The 18,525-nt window shown below is 28.4% G+C and carries 17 protein-coding genes, 1 tRNA gene and 1 pseudogene; 7 read left to right on the top strand and 12 right to left on the bottom strand.

Annotated features, from left to right (window positions below; translation table 11 throughout):
* From GQS58_RS06945 to GQS58_RS06925, 5 genes are all read right to left on the bottom strand, one after another.
* Positions 1–2,190 carry a peptidase domain-containing ABC transporter gene (locus GQS58_RS06945; protein ID WP_166384256.1) on the bottom strand — a complete coding sequence of 730 codons (2,190 nt, stop codon included), beginning with the start codon at positions 2,188–2,190 and terminating at the stop codon, positions 1–3.
* Positions 2,191–2,196: 6 nt separating this feature from the next.
* Positions 2,197–3,825 carry a hypothetical protein gene (locus GQS58_RS06940; protein WP_166384254.1) on the bottom strand — a complete coding sequence of 543 codons (1,629 nt, stop codon included), beginning with the start codon at positions 3,823–3,825 and terminating at the stop codon, positions 2,197–2,199.
* Entirely contained in the window at positions 3,797–4,783 is a 987-nt protein-coding gene (gene gwsS / locus GQS58_RS06935) for a grasp-with-spasm system SPASM domain peptide maturase (RefSeq protein ID WP_166384252.1), read from the bottom strand. Before gwsS ends, GQS58_RS06940 begins: the two co-directional genes overlap by 29 nt.
* Positions 4,784–4,960: 177 nt before the next feature.
* Positions 4,961–5,917 (bottom strand): grasp-with-spasm system ATP-grasp peptide maturase, encoded by a 957-nt coding sequence (gwsG, locus tag GQS58_RS06930; protein ID WP_166384250.1) that lies wholly within the window; start codon positions 5,915–5,917, stop codon positions 4,961–4,963.
* Positions 5,918–5,975: 58 nt separating this feature from the next.
* Positions 5,976–6,134 (bottom strand): hypothetical protein, encoded by a 159-nt coding sequence (locus GQS58_RS06925; RefSeq protein WP_166384248.1) that lies wholly within the window; start codon positions 6,132–6,134, stop codon positions 5,976–5,978.
* Positions 6,135–6,310: 176 nt separating this feature from the next.
* Between GQS58_RS06925 and GQS58_RS06920 the strand changes: the two genes are divergently transcribed.
* The 3 genes and pseudogenes from GQS58_RS06920 to GQS58_RS06910 all read left to right on the top strand — a co-directional run bounded on the left by GQS58_RS06920 (position 6,311) and on the right by GQS58_RS06910 (position 8,666).
* The gene (locus tag GQS58_RS06920; protein WP_205860403.1) at positions 6,311–6,652 is read left to right on the top strand and encodes a helix-turn-helix transcriptional regulator; all 342 of its coding nucleotides are present in this window, start codon (positions 6,311–6,313) and stop codon (positions 6,650–6,652) included.
* A gap of 687 nt (positions 6,653–7,339) precedes the next feature.
* Positions 7,340–7,690 (top strand): transposase, encoded by a 351-nt coding sequence (locus tag GQS58_RS06915; protein ID WP_166384243.1) that lies wholly within the window; start codon positions 7,340–7,342, stop codon positions 7,688–7,690.
* A gap of 22 nt (positions 7,691–7,712) precedes the next feature.
* Positions 7,713–8,666, top strand: a pseudogene (locus tag GQS58_RS06910) (ISL3 family transposase).
* Between the two features lie 122 nt (positions 8,667–8,788).
* On the opposite strand, the gene GQS58_RS06905 reads toward GQS58_RS06910, so the two are convergent.
* Positions 8,789–8,870: transfer RNA gene (locus GQS58_RS06905), tRNA-Leu, on the bottom strand.
* A gap of 106 nt (positions 8,871–8,976) precedes the next feature.
* Between GQS58_RS06905 and GQS58_RS06900 the strand changes: the two genes are divergently transcribed.
* The 3 genes from GQS58_RS06900 to GQS58_RS06890 all read left to right on the top strand — a co-directional run bounded on the left by GQS58_RS06900 (position 8,977) and on the right by GQS58_RS06890 (position 12,384).
* Positions 8,977–10,365, top strand: a complete 1,389-nt coding sequence (locus GQS58_RS06900) for a dipeptidase (RefSeq protein WP_166384241.1) — start codon at positions 8,977–8,979, stop codon at positions 10,363–10,365.
* 334 nt (positions 10,366–10,699) lie between these two features.
* Positions 10,700–11,071, top strand: a complete 372-nt coding sequence (locus GQS58_RS06895) for a BlaI/MecI/CopY family transcriptional regulator (RefSeq protein WP_166384239.1) — start codon at positions 10,700–10,702, stop codon at positions 11,069–11,071.
* The gene (locus tag GQS58_RS06890) at positions 11,068–12,384 is read left to right on the top strand and encodes a M56 family metallopeptidase (protein WP_166384237.1); all 1,317 of its coding nucleotides are present in this window, start codon (positions 11,068–11,070) and stop codon (positions 12,382–12,384) included. The genes GQS58_RS06895 and GQS58_RS06890 overlap by 4 nt, the downstream gene beginning before the upstream one ends.
* Positions 12,385–12,596: 212 nt before the next feature.
* On the opposite strand, the gene GQS58_RS06885 is transcribed toward GQS58_RS06890, so the two are convergent.
* The 5 genes from GQS58_RS06885 to GQS58_RS06865 all read right to left on the bottom strand — a co-directional run bounded on the left by GQS58_RS06885 (position 12,597) and on the right by GQS58_RS06865 (position 16,581).
* Positions 12,597–13,196, bottom strand: coding sequence for a PhnA domain-containing protein (locus GQS58_RS06885; protein WP_166384235.1), 600 nt, complete (start codon positions 13,194–13,196; stop codon positions 12,597–12,599).
* 371 nt (positions 13,197–13,567) lie between these two features.
* Positions 13,568–15,190, bottom strand: coding sequence for an adenine deaminase (gene ade / locus GQS58_RS06880; protein ID WP_166384233.1), 1,623 nt, complete (start codon positions 15,188–15,190; stop codon positions 13,568–13,570).
* A gap of 184 nt (positions 15,191–15,374) precedes the next feature.
* Entirely contained in the window at positions 15,375–15,923 is a 549-nt protein-coding gene (locus GQS58_RS06875; protein ID WP_166384231.1) for a 5-formyltetrahydrofolate cyclo-ligase, read from the bottom strand.
* Between the two features lie 16 nt (positions 15,924–15,939).
* Complete coding sequence (locus tag GQS58_RS06870; RefSeq protein ID WP_166384229.1) at positions 15,940–16,200, bottom strand: DUF3781 domain-containing protein; 261 nt, start codon at positions 16,198–16,200, stop codon at positions 15,940–15,942.
* A gap of 12 nt (positions 16,201–16,212) precedes the next feature.
* On the bottom strand, positions 16,213–16,581 hold the full coding sequence (locus GQS58_RS06865) for an MmcQ/YjbR family DNA-binding protein (protein ID WP_166384227.1): 369 nt from the start codon (positions 16,579–16,581) through the stop codon (positions 16,213–16,215).
* Positions 16,582–16,657: 76 nt separating this feature from the next.
* On the opposite strand from GQS58_RS06865, the gene GQS58_RS06860 reads away from it, so the two are divergent.
* Complete coding sequence (locus GQS58_RS06860) at positions 16,658–17,638, top strand: CorA family divalent cation transporter (RefSeq protein ID WP_166384225.1); 981 nt, start codon at positions 16,658–16,660, stop codon at positions 17,636–17,638.
* 123 nt (positions 17,639–17,761) lie between these two features.
* On the opposite strand, the gene GQS58_RS06855 is transcribed toward GQS58_RS06860, so the two are convergent.
* Positions 17,762–18,511 carry a cyclase family protein gene (locus GQS58_RS06855; protein WP_166384223.1) on the bottom strand — a complete coding sequence of 250 codons (750 nt, stop codon included), beginning with the start codon at positions 18,509–18,511 and terminating at the stop codon, positions 17,762–17,764.
* Positions 18,512–18,525 lie beyond the last annotated feature (14 nt).

Raw genomic sequence — 18,525 nt, 5'->3', positions numbered from 1 at the left:
TTATTTACCTAGTTCTAATTGATTTTTTACTAAATGATAGTAATTTCCTTTTTGTTTTATTAAAGATTGATGATTCCCAACCTCAACTATTTTTCCTTTATCCAATACTACAATTTGGTGTGCATTTTTAACCGTACTTAATCGATGTGCAATTACAACAACCGTTTTATTTTCAAAAAAAGTATTTAATTTCCCCATAATTACTTTTTCGTTATTGGCATCTAATGCAGAAGTTGCTTCATCAAAAAATAAATAATTAGGACTTTTATAAACGGCTCTAGCTATTAATAAACGTTGTTTTTGTCCTGTACTTAAACCAATTCCTTCCATTCCTATTTTTGTATTGTAAGACAATGGTAATTTTTCTATAAATTCCTGAATATTTGCAACATCAACAGCGTGTGCTAATTTTTTCTTATCTACAGAATCTACACCTACAGCAATATTATTCGCAATTGTATCACTAAAAATATAACCTTCTTGCATTACAACACCACATTGGTCTCTCCAAGTCCTTTGAGATATATTTTTTAAATCATAGTTTCCTAACTTTACCTCTCCAGAATTAGGTTCATAAAACTTTAAAAGTAATTTCATTAAAGTAGTTTTTCCACTTCCACTTACACCAACAATTGCTGTAATTTTATTGGTTGGTATTTCTAAATCTAACTCTTCTAAAACAAGTTTGTCAGATCCAATATATCTAAAAGAAAGCTTGTTTAGTATAAATTTAGAGTTTGTCGGGATTTCAGAAATACGTTTCTCATTTTGAGGTTCTTCGTCTTCTTTTTCGTGAATTTCAGACAATCTTTCTAAAGAAATTCTAGCATCTTGTAATTCTCTTACAAAACCTATTAATTGTGCAATTGGCGAATTTAGTTGACCTACAATATAAGTAATAGCTAACATCATACCTAAAGTAATATTTCCATCAATAACTAGTTTTGCAGAAAACACAGTAATTAAAATATTTTTAAATTCATTAATAAAACCTGAACCTACATTTTGGTATTGCTCTAATGCCAAACCTTCCATAGAAATTTTAAATAAACGTGCTTGTAAATATTCCCAAGACCATCGTTTTTGCTTTTCTGCATTGTGTAATTTAATTTCCTGCATACCGTTTATAAGTTCAATTACTTTAGATTGCTCTTGGCTTACTTGAGAAAATTGTTTGTAATCTAAATCTTTACGTTTTTTTAAGAAAAGAGTAATCCAAAGAAAATAAAGAATACTTCCTATTAAAAAAATAGCAAATATTTGCCAATTATAATAGGCAAGTACAAAACTAAAAAGCACTAAGTTAACCATAGAAAACAACACATTTAATGAAGAAGTGGTTAATATGCGTTCAATTCGTTTATGGTCGTTAATACGTTGTAAAATATCTCCTGTCATTCTTGTGTCAAAAAAAGCAATAGGTAAATTCATTAGTTTTATAAAAAAATCTGAAACTAAAGAAATATTGATTCGTGTACTTAAATGTAATAATATCCAACCTCTTACTACTTCTATTGCTGTTTTCCCTAAAAACAACGCCAATTGTGCAAATAAAATTAAATAAATAAAATGAATGTCTTGATTTTTAATACCAACATCTACAATACTTTGTGTTAAAAAAGGAAAGATAAGTTGCAATAAACTTCCTGCCAATAAACCTATAATTAGCTGAATAAGAAACTTTTTATAACGAAATAGATATTTGAACAAAAAAGAAAAACCTAATGATTTTTCTTTGGTGTCAAATTCTGAATTATAAAATTTAGGTGTAGGTTCTAACAATAATGCAATACCCTCTCCAGTAATGTCATCAGCATTATTACCCATCCAATGTTTTATGAAATCTGCTTTATTATATTTTAATAAACTGTGTGCTGGGTCAGAAGTATAAAAAACACCTTTCTTTATTTTATAGAGAATAACATAATGGTTTTTATTCCAATGTAATACACAGGGTAATGGTGCTTCTAATAATTTTTCTAAAGATATTTTAACGCCTAAACTTCTAAATCCTAGTTTTTCAGAAGCTTCACTAATCCCTAATAAACTACTACCTATTCTAGTGGTTTCAGTAAGTTTTCTTAATTCTTGAATGGAAATAATCTTACCAAAATATTTGGAAATAATTTTCAAACAATTTGGTCCACAATCTTTTTGGTCTGATTGCTTGTAATGTGGGAAAGAGTTCAATATCTACTATATTTTAATTTGTTCAGAAATAATTAAATTATTGTTATTATCTTTTATCACTATTTGATAAGAACCACTAGGTAAATGAAATTTCACATTGTTTGATTTAATTATTTTGTTTAAAAAAGGTATACTCCTTGATTGATATCTTAAATATTCTTCCTTAAAATAGAATGAAACTAATAACTCTTGATTTTTATATTTCTCTAATTTAATATTATTTAAATTAAATTTATTCAGTTCCTCTTCTTTGTAAATAGATTTTAATTGAGGTTTTAAGTTATTAATTAAGAAGAAATCAACATTTGAATTAACCTTTTTAAAATTTTTAAATAAAGATGATTTTACGAAGGTTATTTCGTTTGATGAATTACTTACTATTTCAACTTGATCAATTGTTAAAGGGTTTATTCCTGTTAAATCTTGGAAGTATTCAGCCATTCTTTTTTTCTTGAGGTCTTTTTCTAAAATGTGGTCTATTCCTGCATAAACAAATATTTTTGCTTTTGAATCTTTATCAATGATAGCTTTTATATTTTTAGCTTGTGTTTTCTCTCTATTTTGTGTGTCAAAATTATCATAACTAATAATTTTATAATTTAATTTTAGAGCTTCTCTTAAAAAGAGAGCAAAATATGGTTCTCTAGTATAATAACCTGTAGATTTGATTGGAAATTTATTTATATTAAGCAAAGAATCTTTCTTTTGACCTAAAGCTTCAACCGCTAAGTAATTAAAACCACTTTTCTTTAAAGTTGATAGTAATTTTAAGGCTAATATTCGGTGCTTTGGATGCCAATGCGTTTCATTTAGCATAATAACTTTTTCATCTTTAGAGATACTCTTTAACTCATTTAAAAAATCATTTTCATTTGTTAGTATTTCTTTATTTTCAAATAATGAGTCTATTTTCTTATCAAAATATTTTTTCTTGGGAGATTCAAATTTTTCAATTAAATCATTGTATCCTTGGTAAGTTGGATCTTTAGATAAAATAGTTGTCAAAAATTGGAATTTCATCCAATCATTTTTTTTACTTTTTTTTATTGGTGCTTCATCAAATTTATTTTTCACATACAAAAAATTGTTTTCATCTTTATATGTGTTAAATATTTTAGAATAACTTAACTCATTTTTGAGAGAACCATCAAAGCTAATAGAATTTATTATTGATTCACCATCTTCTAAAATAGTTTGATTTGAGTTTGTCAAAGATTTTAAGTATAAATAAATTGATTTTTTATTTTTATTTTTTTTATAGATTACATATTTATTAATAGTGTCATTCAACACTAATCCTCCTTCAATAAAGTCAGATTTAGATTCATTATTTTCAATCTTATAAAATAATGAAATATTATATTCTTCAATATCTGAAACTGCTCTCCCATATACTAACATTTTATCAAAACCAATTTTTTTTAATACTTTTTTATTGATTTTTTTATTCACATTACTGTATTCTGTGTCTGCAAAAAAAGTTGCATATATTTTTAGTGAATCATTATAATAGTGAACCCCATTAAAATAATTATACTTTATATATTTTGAACCAGAAGAACAGGATGAAATCATTAATACACAAATTAATAGAAGTATATAAATTTTAATTCCATTTAGCTTCTTTTGGATCATAACTACAAGATGTTTGATGTAGAAAAATATTATTTTCTCTTATTGGAATTCTATTATCTGGGCAAAGGTATCTAAATTCACAGTTTTTACATTCTTCAACTTCAACTTTTCTTATATTCCAAAGATTTTGAAAATTATCCGAATTTACAACTTTTTGAATTTCATCATACTTTATATTTCCATATAGTCCAGTATCATTAAAATAATGTTTTATTTCTCCACTATTTGTAATGTATATTTTTCTATTAAAAAAAAGGTTATATTTTAAAGATTCAAAATATGCATCTTGATTAATAATTAAGTCATTAATATTTGTAATTCTTTTTGTCAATACATTTTTTAAATTTTTTTTTGTGAACTTTATGTAGTTGTCATTTATATCCTGTGGACTTTCAAAAAAAATAGTTTCTCTTAATCGTGGTGACTTATTATGAATTTCTAAAATTTCAGAACAAATTTCATTATTATATTTAGTTATTAAGTTAATAACTTGAATCTTTGATTTAGACAACAAGTCTATGACTTTTTTAATAATATCTATGTTAACTATTTTATAAGTTATAATAATTAGTTGTGTACAGCCCAACTCATTAATTTTTTCGAGTACTTTTATCTTACTTTTAGATAATGAATCTAATTCAATAAAGAGTATATCTAAGAGAAAAGGTCTATCAAAATTAGTTTCTATCTCAGGAAAATGATTTAAATCATTTACTAAAAAAATTAATTCATTTTCTATTAAATATTTTAAATATTTCTCGACTAACTCTTCTTGAGTTGGATATTTCAAAAATAAAGATTCAATTTTATTTTTTGAATTCTCAACTAAAATATCAATTATAGAGTTAGGAACAAAATAAAAAGTTCCTCTTTGTAAATCATAAATAACGCCTCTTTTTTGTCCTTTAACAGGGACACAAGAGCTATGAAATTTAAAGTATTTTTTTTTCTCAATCATAGGAAAGCAGGTTTATATAATCCATAGCAGCGCATTTTATTAGTATTATAAAATTCTGAATTAACATAAGCTAAATCTTTTCTTAAATCTGAATTTTTTTTTTCTCCTTTTACGAAGAAAGCACTTATTGGTAATTTGTTTTTAAAGTCTAACGGGATTTTATCTATTAGCATATTTTTATTTTGTTATCAAATAGGTTGCAATCTTTTTGTGTAGATTATAATTACAAGGGAAACTTGTCATTCCAAATTGCCCTGATGGGTTGACCTCTAAAAAATAATAACTCCCATCTAATCCTTTTACTAAATCAATAGAACCAGTATTCAGCCCAAGAAAATTCATTAATTTAACTAATTTTTCTTCTATCTCTTTTGGTAATTTATAAGGACCTACTTTATTTGGGTTTTGAAAGTCATAATTTCTAAAATCAATTTTAGTTTTTTCATTATTTTGAGAAAAAATAACCATACTGTAAAAATTATTTTCTAGAAAAAAAACTCTTAATTCATATTCTTTTTCAATATAACTTTGAAATAAAGAAGGACTAAATGTATCACTAATTCTCTCTATGTTTTCAATTTTTTGCGTATAAAAAGGATACGTTTTATTATTATATTCAATATGTTTTCCTTCTCCCAATGATTTTGATATAACGGATTTACTATTATTATTAAAAAAAGTGGAAAGAATTTTCTTATCAGAGGTGACTATTGTATTTGGTATTTTAATATCAAATTTATTTGCGAAATTTAAGATTTCTAGCTTAGTTAGCATGTTATTTCTATTAAATAACCATTTTTTCTTTTCTAAAATTTTAATTATGTTTGTTCTAATTACAGAAAATTCTGAATTAATATAACTTGTTATATCATTTTTAGCTCCAAACTGATCTTTATAACTCTCAAAAAAACCAAATTTTCTATACCAAACTATCTTTACATCTTTTAAATAAATAAATTTATTTTTAGTTTGAATATATGAATTTTCAATTGTAACTGGATCTAAATTAAAAATAGTATTACCAGTCATAATATCTTCATCATTTAGTCTAAAAAAAATCGCATTTTTATATTGCAACCAATCTATAACAGCCTGTGTGTCATAATCTGTAGGCGTACTTAAAATTAATATCATCTATTTTTTTTTAAAAAAAAAAGTGTAAGAGATTTCTCTTACACTTTGAATGTGTTAATTAATCATCCCAATGATTATCTGAACCATCATCAGCACCACTATTACTTCCTCCAATTGTCATAGTATTACAATCGAATGATGCTGCTGCTTTCATTCTTCCTCCATAGATTGAGTCAATTTCTATTTTCTCAACATTAAAATCTTCTAATTTTTTCATAATTAAATATAATTTTCAATTTACCTACTCTAATTAAGGCTTTTCAGTTTCCTCCTTACGTAATATTACTTTTCAAATATTGTGATTTTTATCTTTCAATAAAATACTTTTTCAGTCATAAAATATGTGAATTAAAACATAATTGTTATTTTCACAAAAAAAATATTGTTATGATTATGCAAAAATTAATAAATAAACGAAGAGAACGAGGTTTATCTCAAGCAGATATGGCTTTTAAGTTAGGTTTTGAGCAATCTCAATATTGCAGACGAGAAAATGGCAAAACCAAAATATCAAAAAAGGAATGGTCTTTAATGGCCAAAATTTTAGAAACTACTTTAGAAGATATTTATGCGCCTCAAGATGGTATTTATGTAATAAATAATGAAACGACAAATGGAAATTTTGGCAATAATAATAATACTTCCAATTTATATTCAGGATTAGTCATAGAAATTATGAAAAAATATATAGTAAAGTTAGAAAAGGAAATTCAACATTTAAAAAAAGAAAAGTAAAATATACTCGAAACTTGATTACATTTTATATGCCTTTTTTTTAAAATAACAACTTTTTTATATTCTTTAGTTTTTTGAAATTCTTGGATTTGTTTAAATGCATATTGCTGTGGGTTTTACTCTCTAATTTCATTAGTATTTCTCTTTAATAGGATACTTCAATTAATACTTAATTGCTAAGTGATATAATAACAACCTTTTTCTAATGTTTTACTCTTTATTACATCCAATATCAAGTAAAGTCAAAAATTAAATATAAGATAGGCTTTAATAACGAACTTTTTTGCTTTTGTAGAATAATACAGCGACATGTGAGAAATTCATAAAACAAAAACAAGAATGTCTTTCAATTTAAAATCAGATATTGATTTTTCTGATTGGTTCAATCGTAAAGATATTCTACCAAATATGATTTCACTACTACTTCTTTAGGTTATATAGAACCTACTTTGTTTTAAAAAGGTAAAGAAAATACCCAATCAAAACTGTTCTATTTAATTTATTTTCAAACATACTAAATTTAAAAACAGCACCAAAAAGAACATATATTAATAACTAATATTTATGCATAATTAGTAAATCATACAACTTTTGGATTTGACCTCTTTTTAATAAATAATGGATCAATACAAAAAGTTGTGGAGTAAAATAAAAAGTAAGAACTTTGATTTTTAAATTACTTCTATTTTGGATACTTCTATTGAACTTATTAAATTATTACTACCAGAAATACTTGTTGACTATTTTAAACTTACCAAACACGAAGTTAAAAATGAAGAACTCCATTTCTATTTTACTGAGTTAAACACAATTCCAGAAGAATTTAAAACACTTAAATTAAGCTCTAAAGGATTTTTTCCAGAAGCCACTATTCAAGATTTTCCTATTCGAGGTAAAAACGTTTTTCTACATGTTATTAGAAGACGCTGGATTGATGATCATTCTAAAAAATTAGTAATAAGAGACTGGCAATTAGTAGCAAAAGGAACTAGAATTACTAGTGAATTTGCTGCTTTTTTAAAACAAATCAGTCTGTAATAATGCCACAAGTACATCTGTTGTGGCAACCTTTTACGGAGTAAATCCTAGAAACCTACAGAGACAGTACAAAGATTATTTGAGTGATTTTAAACGATGGAATCAAAAACAACACGCTAAAAATTGGTTGCTTTTTCCTGAAAATATTGGAAAATATATTTCCATTGACGAAACTGCTTTTTCTAATGGAGATTTATATACCATTGTTACAAACAAAGCTGCTAAAGGTAAAAAAGGTGCACTAATAGCAATGATAAAAGGGACTAAAGCAGAAACTGTCATTAAAATACTTCAAAAAATCTCATTAAAAAAACGCAAAAAAGTAAATGAAGTAACCCTTGACATGGCTGGTAATATGGGGCTAATCGTTAAGAAATCGCTTCCACTAGCTACTCAAGTTATAGATCGATTCCATGTGCAAAAATTGGCTTTAGATGCATTACAAGAAATTAGAATTAAACATCGTTGGGAAGCTTTAGATAAAGAAAATGATGCTATAGAAAACGCTAGAAACAAATCGTTAAAATACACACCAAAACTATTAAAAAACGGAGATACTTTAAAGCAGTTACTAGCTAGAAGCAGGTATCTATTGTACAAATCGAACACTAAATAGACTGTAAATCAACATCAAAGAGCTAAAATTCTTTTTGAAAAATACCCTGATATAGAAAAAGCGTACAAATTATGTCAAAATTTATCTTGGATTTATAATCAAACAAAAGACAAAACGACAGCATTAATTAGACTTGCTAAATGGGACGAAAAAGTAAGGCAAGCTCAGTTTAAAAGTTTTAATAGTATTGCTAGAACAATGTCAATTCATTATAAAAATATACTCAACTATTTTGACAACAGGAGTACAAATGCATCAGCAGAATCTTTTAATGCTAAAATTAAAGCTTTTAGAGCACAGTTTAGAGGCGTTAGAAATATTGAATTCTTCCTTTTTAGACTCTCAAATATTTATGCATAATTATCAAATCCCACAACTTTTGGACTTGATCCTAAATAATCCATAAAACACCACTAATGTGTTACCTATGTGTTACCTATAAACAAAAAAAGCTGACTTAAAAAGTCAGCTTTCTCTTTTTGTACAGGCGGAGAGACTCGAACTCTCACACCTCGCGGCACTAGATCCTAAGTCTAGCGTGTCTACCAATTCCACCACGCCTGCAATTTTTCCCATTTAATTGGGCTGCAAATATAAACATTCCTTGCAAACTGCAAAGCAGTTCATAATAATTTTTCTACTTTTGATGAAGAAATAAAAAAAACATTTTATGAATACCATTCAATCTTACATAAAAAACAACAAACAACGCTTCTTAAATGAATTAATAGAACTCCTTAAAATCCCTTCTGTAAGTGCAGATTCGGCATATAAAAAGGATGTTTTATTAACCGCAGATTTTGTTTTAGAAAGTTTAAAAAAAGCAGGTTGTGACAACGTAGAAATGTGCGAAACTCCTGGATATCCTATTATTTATGGAGAAAAAATCATCGATAAGAACCTACCAACCGTATTAGTTTATGGTCATTATGATGTTCAACCGGCAGATCCAATAGAACTTTGGACCTCTCCTCCATTTGAACCTGTTATTAAAAATACAGAAATTCATCCAGAAGGCGCAATTTTTGCAAGAGGTGCGTGCGATGATAAAGGACAAATGTACATGCACATAAAAGCATTAGAATACATGACATCTACCGGAAACTTACCCTGTAACGTAAAGTTTATGATAGAAGGAGAAGAAGAAGTAGGTTCAGAAAGTTTGGCATGGTTTGTACCAAGAAATACAGAAAAACTAGCCAATGATGTTATTATAATATCAGATACAGGAATGATTGCCAACGATATTCCGTCTATTACAACAGGTTTACGTGGTTTAAGTTACGTAGAAGTAGAAGTTACAGGGCCAAACAGAGATTTACATTCTGGTTTATACGGAGGCGCAGTTGCAAATCCTATCAATATTTTAACCAAAATGATTGCCTCTTTACACGACGAGAACAACCACATTACAATTCCTGGTTTTTACGATAATGTAGAAGAATTATCTACAGAAGAAAGAGCAGAAATGGCAAAAGCACCTTTTTCTTTAGAGAAATATAAAGATGCTTTAAAAATTGACGATGTACACGGAGAAGCAGGCTATTCTACCAACGAGCGCAACGCAATTAGACCAACTTTAGACGTAAACGGAATTTGGGGTGGTTATACTGGCGAAGGCGCAAAAACAGTAATTGCGAGTAAAGCATTTGCTAAAATTTCTATGCGTTTAGTGCCGAATCAAGATTGGAAAGAAATTACAGAGTTATTCAAAAAACACTTTGAAAGCATTGCTCCTAAATCGGTAACAGTTCTTGTAAAACCGCATCATGGCGGACAAGGTTATGTAACTCCAATAGACAATATTGCGTATAAAGCTGCTAGTAAAGCTTATGAAACTAGCTTCGGAAAAACACCTATTCCTCAAAGAAGCGGTGGTAGTATCCCTATTGTTGCCCTATTTGAGCAGCATTTAAAAAGCAAGACTATTTTAATGGGCTTCGGGTTAGATTCTGACGCCATTCACTCGCCAAACGAACATTTTGGAGTTTGGAATTACCTAAAAGGGATTGAAACCATTCCGTATTTCTATAAATATTTTACAGAAATGTCTAAATAAAATAACTAATCCGTTCAGCAATGAGCGGATTTTTTTTTAGGGCATTCCCCAATTATTTGAAAAAAATAATTGCGTCAGGCTTGGAGTTTATCCTGAGCTTGTAGAAGGACACTCACTTTTTTTTCTGAAAAAGAAAAAAGAGCTCAAACAACTACTGTAATCCTTAATGCAAATGTACTTGCCTACTTTAAGTAAAACTAGAAACCTTTTTATTACATACAAACCTCAAAGATTTTTAAAACCTTTGAGGTTTACTACTTCATAAAATTTTTTTAACTCTACATTTGTAGAATACAATTTTTTACTCTATGTTTGTAGAGTAAAATAAAAGACCATGCAATTATCTAAAACCGAAGAACAATTAATGCAATATTTATGGAAACGTAAAAAAGCATTTTTAAAAGAATTGTTAGCAGATTTTCCAGAACCTAAACCAGCAACTACAACGGTTGCCACTTTATTAAAGAGAATTGCAGACAAAGGGTTTATCGATTATACTTTATTCGGAAAATCGAGAGAATATTTTCCAATAATTAAAAAAACAGATTACTTCTCTAAACACGTAAACGGCCTGATTAAAAATTTCTTTAATAACTCTGCTAGTCAGTTTGCATCGTTTTTCACTAAAGAAACCAACCTTTCTACAGAAGAGCTAGAAGATTTAAAAAAGATAATTGACAGTCAAATTAAAAAGCAACAACAATGATTCTCTATCTACTAAAATCCGCAAGTTGTTTAGCGTTATTACTTTTCTTTTATCATTTTATATTAGAAAAGGAAAAAATGCACACGTTTAATCGTTTTTATCTTTTAATAGGTATTATTGTTTCTTTTTTAGTCCCATTAGCAACAATTACTGTTCAGTCTAAAAATATTTTAGAAACCAACGGAGAGCCTATTTTCATGGGAAATACTGCCTTTGCAACAGTTCATGAAACTTTTAATTACAGTCAGTTATTAATTGGTGTTTATTTAATGATATCAATCTTATTTTTAATTCGATTTGTAAAAAACTTTGCAAAGATTATTCAAAAAATAAGAAAAAACGAAACTATAAAATATCAAAAAGGAGTACTTGTATTGGTGGAGGAAGAAATACTACCTCACACTTTTTGGAATTTCATTTTTATCAATAAAAAAGACTACAAAGAAGGGAAAATTGAAGAAGAACTTTTTACACATGAACTAACCCATGTAACGCAAAAACACACCTTAGATGTTCTAATAATTGAGTTACTTCAAATTATATTTTGGGTAAACCCATTATTTATCTTCTTAAAGAAAGCAATACAATTAAACCACGAATTTTTAGCCGACGAAAAGGTTATCAATCAACATAAAAACACCAATAAATACCAGCACTTATTATTAAACAAAGCTGCTTGGAACAACGAATATTACTTGGCCAGTAATTTGAATTATTCACTCACTAAAAAAAGATTAAAAATGATGACAAAACAAAGTTCACAAACTAAAATTTTATTAAAACAACTCTCAGTAATTCCGTTGTTAGTTGGCTTCCTTTTCTTATTTGCAGAACGTGTACAAGCACAAGAAAAAGCAAAAGACAAAATAGTTATAGAATATAATTCTTTAGCTAAAAAAGTAAAATCTAAAGATAATGCCGTTACAAAAAAAGAAGATATAGAAAAGTTAGAAAAACTATATGTACAATTAAGCGAGTCTCAGAAAAAAACAGCAGCACCATTTCCTTTTACATCTATAAAAGAAAAAAATAAGGAGGAACCAATTTTTTATTTAAACGGAGAAGTTACCTCTAAAAAAGAAGTGGACAAAATAAACGCGGATAATATAGAAAGTGTAAACGTTACTAAAAAAGAAAACGGAAGTTCTACGGTCTCTATTAAAAAGAAAAAAGAACCTATTTATTACTTAGACGGAAAACGCATTTCTAAAAAAGAAATGAAAGAAGTAAAGCCAGACACTATAGAAAGTGTAAACGTAGAAAAAAATAAAGATGGTGGTGGCTCAATTTATATTACGAGTAAAAAAGAATAAAACTACACTATAGAAACTAAAAAAACCTCGAAATTTTCGAGGTTTTTTTTTATGTTTATAAATAAACTTAAAACACATTTCAATGCTTTTAGCTTGCAAACAAGTGCGTTAGCGATTGAAACGGCATCCTTTTTTGAGGTACGAAAAAAAGATATAGTGTAAAGCGCGACCTGCAAGGAAACGCCCAACTTCTCTTTTTTATCTATAGCTAGTTACTCTTTATCTGCCATTTTTTTAACGTAATCTGTAATAATTACAATTTGCGTTGGCCCTACTTTACCTTCTATAAACTTAGCATTTTCATGATCTAAAGAAATTCTACGTACCGCAGTTCCTTGTTTAGCAACCATACTAGATCCTTTTACTTTTAAATCTTTTATTAAAACTACAGAATCTCCAGCCTCTAAAATTGCGCCGTTTGCATCTCTGTGAATTATCTTTTCGCTATCATCTAAATGATCTCCAGATTCTTTAGCAAAACGTAAATCGTCATCTTCTAAATACATCATGTCTAGTAAATCTTTTGGCCAACCTTCGTTTCTTAAACGAGAAAGCATTCTCCAAGCAACCACTTTTACAGCTCTATGTTCAGACCACATAGAATCGTTTAAACAACGCCAATGGTTTGGTTCTGTTTGGTCTGCATTGTCAATTTGAGTTCTACAAGTTTCACAAGCTAGCAAGCTTCCATCTACTCCACTACCCCCAACTGTTGATGTTGGTTTAACTTCGTAAATTGCTAAATTATCTGTTGATGTACATAATTCACACTTATTTCCACTTCTATTTTCTAAATCTTGTTGTAAACTCATAATATAATTTTAGTTAGGCAAAAGTACATTTTTAAATGAAAAATGCTAATTAATTACCAAAGAAGTATCCTAAAAATTAAGAATTTGATAAAATTTTAACTCGAAGCTATTTCCTGCTTTCACTACTTGCTTTTTTTAGCCAAAAAAAGGCTAAAAAAGAGCTCAAACAGACCGTTTTATCAGGGCTAAACTTGTTTGCGAGCGTATTTTCTATTTCCACAACAAATTGTCACTTCGAAGAATGAGAAATCACATAACAGAGAAAAGCCCAAACCAATCAACTTTATGAAATTTCTCCTATCGTCGAAATGACAATCAGACTTAAAAACTTTGTTCCTTTGAAACATTGAATCTTTGTTACTTTTAAACCTCTAAAAAACCTCTAAAGAAGTAAATTTAAAAGACGTTCCATCAAATAAACCTTTATCCGACAATTTTAACGCAGGAATTACCAACAACGCCATAAAAGATAAACTCATATAAGGCGCACGTAATTTACTGCCCATTTCTTTTGCCATTGCATCTAATTCTGCATACGCTTTACCAATAACCTCAGCAGGTTTATCAGACATAATTCCGGCAACTGGTAACGAAACTATTTTTTCTTGAGTGTCGTTTACAGCACAAACTCCGCCGCTATTTTCTATGATTAAATTTACAGCTTTGCAAATAGCTTCGTCCGAAACTCCGATGGCAATAATATTATGAGAATCGTGCCCAACAGAACTTGCAATGGCACCTTCTTTTAATCCGAAGTTTTTAATAAAAGCAATTGCAGGCACATCATTTTTATAACGATTAACAACGGTCATTTTTAAAACATCGGTTTTAGTGTTTGATACTAAATTTCCATCAACAATTAAAGCATCTGCTTCAATCTGGTTGGTTACTAATTCGCCATCTAAAGCTTCTATGACTCTTATTTTTTCTGCAGAAGATTCAAATCTAAAATCTGAAACTTCTTTTTTATCCGTATTAAAATTATTCAACACTTCAAAATCTACATGCTTTACAAAAGATTCGCCATTTTTAGCGACTAATTCTCCGTTTATATACGTTTCTAAAACATTGAATTTTTCTAAACTATCAACGATAACAAAATCTGCATCGTCTCCTTTTTGTAATAAACCAACATCTAGATTGTAGTGTTTTACAGGATTTACACAAGCTGCTTGCAATACTTTAAAAACATCAACTCCTTTGGCAACGGCTCTTTCACACAACTGATTGATATGCCCCAACAATAAATCATCTGGATGTTTATCGTCTGAACAAAACATCATATTCTCGAAATGTTCTGGTAATAAACCAATTAAAGCTTCGAAGTTTTTTGCCGCAGAACCTTCTCTAATAATTACCTTCATACCTTTTTGCAGCTTTTCTAAAGCTTCATCAAAAGAAAAACATTCGTGGTCTGTAGAAATTCCGGCTGCAATATATTTTGTAGCATCATCGCCTCTTAAACCTGGCGCATGACCATCAATTGGTTTGTTGTTGTTTTTTGCGTGTTCAATCTTAGCTAAAACCTCAGCATCATCAAATAAAACTCCGGGATAATTCATCATTTCTGCCAGATATTTAATATCCGGGTTTTCCATCATCAATTTAATATCATCAGCATCTATAATTGCTCCGGCACTTTCAAAAGAAGTTGCAGGCACACAACTTGGAGCGCCAAAATTGAATTTCAACGGAACTTTCTTTCCGTTTTCAATCATAAAATCAACTCCTTTTACACCTAAAACATTGGCAATTTCATGTGGGTCGGAAACCGTTGCAACTGTACCATGTTTTACGGCAATTTTTGCAAATTCCGAAGGAACCAACATAGAGCTTTCTATGTGAATATGTGCATCAACAAAACCTGGTAAAATGTAGTTTTCTTGGTTGTGATTTACTTCTTTTACAGCAGCTATTTTTCCGTTTATAACTTCAACTTCTCCTTTGTAAATTCTTTTGTTTTGTATGTCAACTATATTTCCTTGTACAATCATTTTTTAATTGAGTTTTAATTGAAAATGTTCTCGATACAAAATTTCTGAAAAAGAAATTTCACTCGAACTGACAGTCACTATTATCAATTCTTATGAACGGACTATCACACTAAGTGTTTTATTTGCAAAACTGAATCGAGATGTTCAAAAACAAATTTACAAAGAATTAAAGGCGATTTAAAGTTTATTTGGGATAGATTACTTGATGTAGCGGAATATCAAAATCGTTGGAATCCTCAATCTGGTAAATAGGCTTAAAATAATTGATTCCAATAAATTTTGCGTCCTGTTTACAGTTGGACAAAAAACGATCGTAAAATCCTTTTCCGTAACCAACTCTGTAATTTAATTCATCAGAAATTAACAACGGAACAAAAACTAAATCGAGCTCTTTTTCATCCACTTGTTCTGCATTTACGGGTTCTGGAACTCCGAATTTATTCAATTCTAAAACCGTGTCTTCTTCTAAATAAAAATGAGAAAGTGTATTGTCTTTAAAATTACAAGTACTTACAACGATTCTAATATTTCTACTTCTAAAAAAATTGATAATTGGTTGTGTGTCTATTTCTTTAAACTTTGTAAGAGACAAAAATAAGTGTACATTTTTAATACCGCCAATATCTAACTTATAAATTTGTTGATAGATATTTTGCTGAAAATCTATAATCTGATTTTCAGTTAAATCTGCACGTTTCTGTTTGTAAATTTTTCTAAGTTCTTGTTTTTTCATTTTGATAAAATAATGGTTATTTTAAAATCTTATCTACCGTAATAATTCTAAAAGTATTCGAATTTACTGTAATTCTAATGTTGTGCTCTTTACTAGAAACGTAAAAGTTCTTTCCTTTTTTCAAGTAGTTTTCTACAGTAGTTTCTTCTAAAATATTTCTAATCAATTTTTCAGTTTCATCCTTAGAAAAAGCTGTTTTTAACTTTTTATTTATCCGTTGATAGACCAATTCGGTATAACAATGTTTTTCTAAAATTTCGTTTTTATTATTTTCCATCATTTTAGAAACTTATAATTCTTCTAGTTCTATTTGAAGTTTTTTTGTCAATCCGCTTACCACCAAATCGTAAGAATGGTTAATTAATTCTTTTACGAAATTGTCTGGTACATCACTAGAATTTATAGAAACAGTGTTCCAATGTTTTTTATTCATATGAAAACCTGCAATAATCCCTTCGTATTCTTCTCTTAGTTCTATTGCTTTTTCTGGATTGCATTTTAGGTTGACTTTACTTTCTCCTTTTTCCCAATTATTTAATCCGGTAAGTAAAAACATTTTATCCATTACTTTAAAAACCAACGTAGATTCATCAAAAGGAAAATGCTCTGTTACTCCTTTCTTAGCAATACAAAAATCTCTTAATTGTTCTATGTGCATTAACTCTTCTTTTTAAATGTATTTTTTAATAAATTAAAAAGTATCTTTATCTATCAAATTTACAAATCTTTTTTTAATGGAAAATGAATTCTTAGACAATACAACCATAATTAGATATTCTGATGAGAATTACGAGAAAACCAAGTTTTCTGCCATATCAGAAATTGTTTTTTCTGATAATACAAAAACTACAAAATGGTTGAATACTTACGGAATTCAGTTTCATAATGTTTACAAAAGGGTTATCTATCAAAATAAATTAGACGATTTTTTAATTAAATTATTAAGTGATGAAGAACACCCGAATAAAGTTATTTTATTAGATAATTTATTTTTTGTAACCACGCGTGTTTTAATTACAGAAAGTAACAAATTAGACTCTGAACAAATGGTTTTTATTGTTTCCGCAGATTTTTTATGGTCTATTCAAGAAAAACAAGGTGATTATTTTAATTGGATTCGCGAGCGTTTAGAAGGAAATAAAGGAATTGTACGAAAGAAAAGAGCAGATTATTTGTTGTTTCTATTATTAGAATCTATTATTGACAATTACCAAGATACGTATTTAGAAAATGCCGAATTAAGCGCAGATAAATTAAACTCTACACATATAAAACCAACTCCAGAATTTACTTCTTTAGTTGAAAAAAGAAAGCAAGAATTATTCAATTTTAAGAAAGCCACTTTAAGTTTAAGAGACACCATAATAAAATTAGAAAAGATTGAAATTGAAGGTTTTGATGTAAAATATTTTAGTGAATTAAAAGAACAAACAAGTAATTTAATTTCTAATATAGATTTTGAGTTACAAGAATTAGAGAGTAAAATAAACTTAATATTTAGTATTCAAGGACATCGTTTAAACGAGGTAATGAAAACGCTTACTATTTTGTCTGTTATATTTATTCCATTAACTTTTTTAGCAGGAATTTACGGAATGAACTTTGAAAACATTCCTGAATTAAAATCTAAATATGGCTATTTTATATTACTGGGTGTTATGGCAATAGTAACCATAGTCTCTGTTTGGTATTTTAAAAGAAAAAAGTGGTTTTAAGAAATAAGATTCACAAACATGACACACTGACTTTAACTTACTCCTACTTATTAACCAATAGAATAAAAAAATAGACCCTTCAGGTTCTAAAAACCTGAAGGGTACAATAATTTTAAATGTTATCTACTTTATAATTTTATACAAAATAGGCTTACTAGGCGTTGCATCATTTTCAAATGGTGCAATCATTAGGTTTAATAAATACTCTCCGTCTTCCACAGTATTTGGTACGTATATAAATTCTGTAATGGTTGCATCCATTCTTAATTTACCTCCTGTATTCCAAAAAGCATTGTGAGATAAAAGCCTGCCTCCATCTTTCTCCTTATCCACTGAAGGTAAATCTATTAACAAGTGCTTTATCCCTTTTTCTCTTAAATAAATAGCTGCTTTTTCAGACAAATAAGTAGGATTCGTGTTAAAATATTTCATACTCTTTTTTTCCTCTAAATTAGGTAAAGTACGAATTACAACTGCATCACGCTTCTTATTCCCTAAAGCATGTTTTAATTGTTTAACTCCTATTAGAAAGTCTCCATTATGAAACAAAGGAGCAATAGTAACTACTTCTGCTAAAAAAATAAAATACTTTAAATGTTGATTAACAGAATGTACTTCTTTTGTAATATGCCCAACACATTCTGTATGTGTAATATGAGAATGCGGGTTAAAATGAATATTATTAAAGTTAACGACTGCTCCGTTTGTAACACTTACTTCGTAGTCGTCATATTTTTCTGGTTCTATCTTTGGATCATCAATTCCCCAAGCATTAACTTTACCTTTAGACATATCAATAGGAATTGAAATATCTATTGGGTTAGAAATGTTTACTTCTATTTTTCTAGAGTTATATTCTATTATTGCTTTCATTTATGCTACAAATA

The sequence above is a fragment of the Polaribacter sp. 11A2H genome (assembly GCF_011379025.1).
Classification (GTDB): Bacteria; Bacteroidota; Bacteroidia; order Flavobacteriales; family Flavobacteriaceae; genus Polaribacter.
The sequence above is the reverse complement of the archived record's forward strand: the minus strand, read 5'-3'. Positions and strand labels throughout refer to the sequence as shown.

Bases quoted from the DNA above. Each gene is read 5' to 3' on its own strand.
- GQS58_RS06890 (WP_166384237.1), top strand. From the start codon at position 11,068: ATGATTCTCTATCTACTAAAATCCGCAAGTTGTTTAGCGTTATTACTT.
- GQS58_RS06900 (WP_166384241.1), top strand. From the start codon at position 8,977: ATGAATACCATTCAATCTTACATAAAAAACAACAAACAACGCTTCTTA.
- GQS58_RS06940 (WP_166384254.1), bottom strand. From the start codon at position 3,825: ATGATCCAAAAGAAGCTAAATGGAATTAAAATTTATATACTTCTATTA.
- GQS58_RS06925 (WP_166384248.1), bottom strand. From the start codon at position 6,134: ATGAAAAAATTAGAAGATTTTAATGTTGAGAAAATAGAAATTGACTCA.
- GQS58_RS06875 (WP_166384231.1), bottom strand. From the start codon at position 15,923: ATGAAAAAACAAGAACTTAGAAAAATTTACAAACAGAAACGTGCAGAT.
- GQS58_RS06870 (WP_166384229.1), bottom strand. From the start codon at position 16,200: ATGGAAAATAATAAAAACGAAATTTTAGAAAAACATTGTTATACCGAA.
- gwsG (WP_166384250.1), bottom strand. From the start codon at position 5,917: ATGATATTAATTTTAAGTACGCCTACAGATTATGACACACAGGCTGTT.
- gwsS (WP_166384252.1), bottom strand. From the start codon at position 4,783: ATGATTGAGAAAAAAAAATACTTTAAATTTCATAGCTCTTGTGTCCCT.
- ade (WP_166384233.1), bottom strand. From the start codon at position 15,190: ATGATTGTACAAGGAAATATAGTTGACATACAAAACAAAAGAATTTAC.
- GQS58_RS06895 (WP_166384239.1), top strand. From the start codon at position 10,700: ATGCAATTATCTAAAACCGAAGAACAATTAATGCAATATTTATGGAAA.
- GQS58_RS06860 (WP_166384225.1), top strand. From the start codon at position 16,658: ATGGAAAATGAATTCTTAGACAATACAACCATAATTAGATATTCTGAT.
- GQS58_RS06865 (WP_166384227.1), bottom strand. From the start codon at position 16,581: ATGCACATAGAACAATTAAGAGATTTTTGTATTGCTAAGAAAGGAGTA.
- GQS58_RS06920 (WP_205860403.1), top strand. From the start codon at position 6,311: ATGCAAAAATTAATAAATAAACGAAGAGAACGAGGTTTATCTCAAGCA.
- GQS58_RS06885 (WP_166384235.1), bottom strand. From the start codon at position 13,196: ATGAGTTTACAACAAGATTTAGAAAATAGAAGTGGAAATAAGTGTGAA.
- GQS58_RS06855 (WP_166384223.1), bottom strand. From the start codon at position 18,511: ATGAAAGCAATAATAGAATATAACTCTAGAAAAATAGAAGTAAACATT.